This window comes from Escherichia sp. 94.0001, from assembly GCF_013369155.2.
Classification (GTDB): Bacteria; Pseudomonadota; Gammaproteobacteria; order Enterobacterales; family Enterobacteriaceae; genus Escherichia; species Escherichia coli_F.
In genome coordinates this window covers 1-2611 of record NZ_JABWMS020000140.1, presented here as the reverse complement: position 1 = coordinate 2611, position 2611 = coordinate 1, and the positions used below count along the sequence as shown (strand labels likewise).

At 49.0% G+C, this 2611-nt stretch carries 5 protein-coding genes and 2 pseudogenes; all 7 read left to right on the top strand.

Features of this window, described 5'->3' with window-relative positions; all coding sequences use genetic code 11:
* Positions 1–77: pseudogene (gene essD, locus HEN33_RS24605) on the top strand (phage lysis protein EssD); the annotation flags it as partial.
* Positions 78–81: 4 nt separating this feature from the next.
* Positions 82–426: a YdfR family protein gene (locus HEN33_RS24600; protein ID WP_000731241.1), complete on the top strand. Its 345-nt coding sequence runs from the start codon at positions 82–84 to the stop codon at positions 424–426.
* A gap of 50 nt (positions 427–476) precedes the next feature.
* On the top strand, positions 477–1010 hold the full coding sequence (locus HEN33_RS24595; protein ID WP_000992148.1) for a lysozyme: 534 nt from the start codon (positions 477–479) through the stop codon (positions 1008–1010).
* A gap of 270 nt (positions 1011–1280) precedes the next feature.
* Positions 1281–1850 (top strand): phage antirepressor N-terminal domain-containing protein, encoded by a 570-nt coding sequence (locus HEN33_RS24590; protein ID WP_001056806.1) that lies wholly within the window; start codon positions 1281–1283, stop codon positions 1848–1850.
* Positions 1850–1996: a hypothetical protein gene (locus tag HEN33_RS24585; protein WP_000539792.1), complete on the top strand. Its 147-nt coding sequence runs from the start codon at positions 1850–1852 to the stop codon at positions 1994–1996. Before HEN33_RS24590 ends, HEN33_RS24585 begins: the two co-directional genes overlap by 1 nt.
* 7 nt (positions 1997–2003) lie before the next feature.
* Positions 2004–2471: a lysis protein gene (locus tag HEN33_RS27190; RefSeq protein ID WP_001082575.1), complete on the top strand. Its 468-nt coding sequence runs from the start codon at positions 2004–2006 to the stop codon at positions 2469–2471.
* A gap of 23 nt (positions 2472–2494) precedes the next feature.
* Positions 2495–2611 (top strand): annotated as a pseudogene (locus HEN33_RS26595) (hypothetical protein); the annotation flags it as partial.

Sequence of the window (2611 nt, the reverse complement as noted above, 5' to 3'; positions counted from 1 at the left end):
TTGGCCTGCTGACGTATCTGACAAACCTTTATTTCAAGATTAAAGAAGATAAGCGTAAGGCGGCGCGGGGAGAGTAAAGCGATGAAGAAAAAATACGAACTGGTTGTTAAAGGGATAAATAATTACCCGGATAAGATTACTGTTACTGTGGCACTGGAAATTGGTGGGTATCCGTCACTGTTGTTGCCAGATGTGGCGATTAGTCTTGACCGTACTGAAGGTGCCACGCTGGAGTTTTACGAAGCTGAGGCGAAAAAGCAGGCGAAGCAGTTTTTCATGGATGTTGCTGCCGGGTTATGTGAAGGGGATGGTCCGTTACCGGAAAAGCGCCCCGTAATTTTAGAGGCGCAGGATGTGTTGATAACCTACAGAGGAAAACTACCGGGAATAATTACGGGTTCTCTGAAGACTCCACCGCTGGCCTGAAGACTTAACATATCCAGGGATTTGAAATCGATAAACCCTGATAAATATCCATGAACGCAAAAATCAGATACGGCCTGTCGGCTGCCGTTCTGGCGCTGATTGGTGCAGGGGCGTCTGCGCCTGAAATCCTCGACCAGTTTCTGGATGAAAAGGAAGGTAACCACACCACAGCATACCGTGATGGTGCGGGTATCTGGACCATCTGCCGTGGAGCCACCCGGGTGGATGGTAAGCCTGTTATTCCTGGCATGAAGCTGTCGAAGGAAAAATGCGACCGGGTTAACGCCATTGAGCGTGATAAGGCGCTGGCATGGGTGGAGAAAAACATCAGAGTGCCACTGACCGAACCCCAGAAAGCGGGGATTGCGTCATTCTGTCCGTACAACATTGGCCCCGGTAAGTGTTTCCCGTCGACGTTTTACAGACGGATTAATGCAGGAGATCGAAAAGGTGCCTGCGAAGCTATTCGCTGGTGGATTAAGGACGGTGGCAGGGACTGCCGTATTCGCTCAAATAACTGTTACGGTCAGGTATCCCGTCGTGACCAGGAGAGCGCGCTGGCGTGCTGGGGAATCGACAGATAAGCAGAATATTTTGCTGAAAAATGCGGTTTGCTTACATGGATGGATAACACGAAATCCTGCAAATTGGCAAAATGTAAGTGAATAAAGTCAAAACAGTTGTTTAACACTCAGGCACCGTAATGATGCCTTTGTCATTTCTGCGCATCTCACGCGCATCTCACAACACAGAACCTTTCAGGATGACCCTTGAGGATACCGGTTTGGCTGTCGGTGCCTTTCTGTGGGCTGGATTCCTGTGAGACAAGGTTCATCACTAAAAGGAAATAACCGATGAATATGATGGCCGTGCCGTTTCACGGCAACTCTCTTTATGTAGTTAACCATAATGGCGAACCATACGTTCCCATGAAACCTGTCGTTGCGGGGATGGGGCTGGCCTGGCAATCACAGTTGGCTAAGTTAAGACAGCGTTTTGCGTCAACTATAACGGAAATCGTTATGGTTGCTGAGGATGGGAAACAACGCAATATGGTGTCCATGCCACTTCGAAAACTTGCCGGCTGGCTACAAACCATTAATCCCAACAAAGTAAAACCCGAAATCCGCGATAAGGTCATCCGGTATCAGGAAGAGTGCGACGATGTTCTTTACGAGTACTGGACGAAGGGTTTTGTCGTTAATCCCCGTAAAATGAGCGTGATGGAAGAACTCAACCAGGCTTGTGCTGACATGAAACGGGATAAAAACATTGCCAGTGTGTTTGCTACCGGGCTGAATGAGTGGAAACAGGTTAAAGCCGCGCATGTATCAAAAATCCGTACGCTGGTAAATGAAGCGAATATGCTGATTGATTTTGTCCTGGCTGATACAGGCAAAGGGAAAATAACAAAGGCGGATTGATGGGGTGGCTAATGATATCAGATAAACTCATAACGCTGGTGAAGAGCCTCTGTGTACTTGTCGGCATTTCATTTTTAGTCATGCTGGTTGCCATTTTCTTTTCCACCGCCTGGCGAGTCCTGACGTTATCGGGACTGGTGGGGTGAAAGAGAGATGAACCGTGTTCTGTGTGTGGTGATTATTGTCCTGGCGGTTGGCTGTGGTGCGCTGTGGCTGGCAACAAACCATTACCGTGACAACGCGCTCACCTACAAAGCGCAGCGCGATAAAAAAGCCAGAGAGCTGGAACAGGCGAATGCCACCATTACTGACATGCAGGTGCGCCAGCGTGATGTTGCTGCGCTCGATGCAAAATACTCGAGGGAATTAGCCGATGCGAGAGCTGAAAATGAAACTCTGCGTGCTGATGTTGCCGCTGGTCGTAAGCGCCTGCGGATCAACGCCACCTGCCCCGGTACCGTGCGTGAAGCCACCGGCACCTCCGGCGTGGGCAATGATGCCGCCGTCGAACTCTCTCCGGTTGCTGGACGAAACGTTCTCGGTATCAGAGACGGAATCATCAGCGACCAGGCAGCATTGAGAATGCTTCAGGAATATATCCGCACTCAGTGTATTAACTAGTATTTTTGTTATTCGGAGAATGCATGAAGAAATTATTGGTAACCGTAAAGCCTTTTCAGGGAACAATTCCGTTCCGTATTTTGCAGCGTGGTCGTGTTCTTGTTGAAGGTTCGTTCAGTGGTAAATGTACGCAATTACAC

Bases quoted from the DNA above. Each gene is read 5' to 3' on its own strand.
- HEN33_RS24590 (WP_001056806.1), top strand. From the start codon at position 1,281: ATGAATATGATGGCCGTGCCGTTTCACGGCAACTCTCTTTATGTAGTT.
- HEN33_RS24595 (WP_000992148.1), top strand. From the start codon at position 477: ATGAACGCAAAAATCAGATACGGCCTGTCGGCTGCCGTTCTGGCGCTG.
- HEN33_RS24600 (WP_000731241.1), top strand. From the start codon at position 82: ATGAAGAAAAAATACGAACTGGTTGTTAAAGGGATAAATAATTACCCG.
- HEN33_RS27190 (WP_001082575.1), top strand. From the start codon at position 2,004: ATGAACCGTGTTCTGTGTGTGGTGATTATTGTCCTGGCGGTTGGCTGT.
- HEN33_RS24585 (WP_000539792.1), top strand. From the start codon at position 1,850: ATGGGGTGGCTAATGATATCAGATAAACTCATAACGCTGGTGAAGAGC.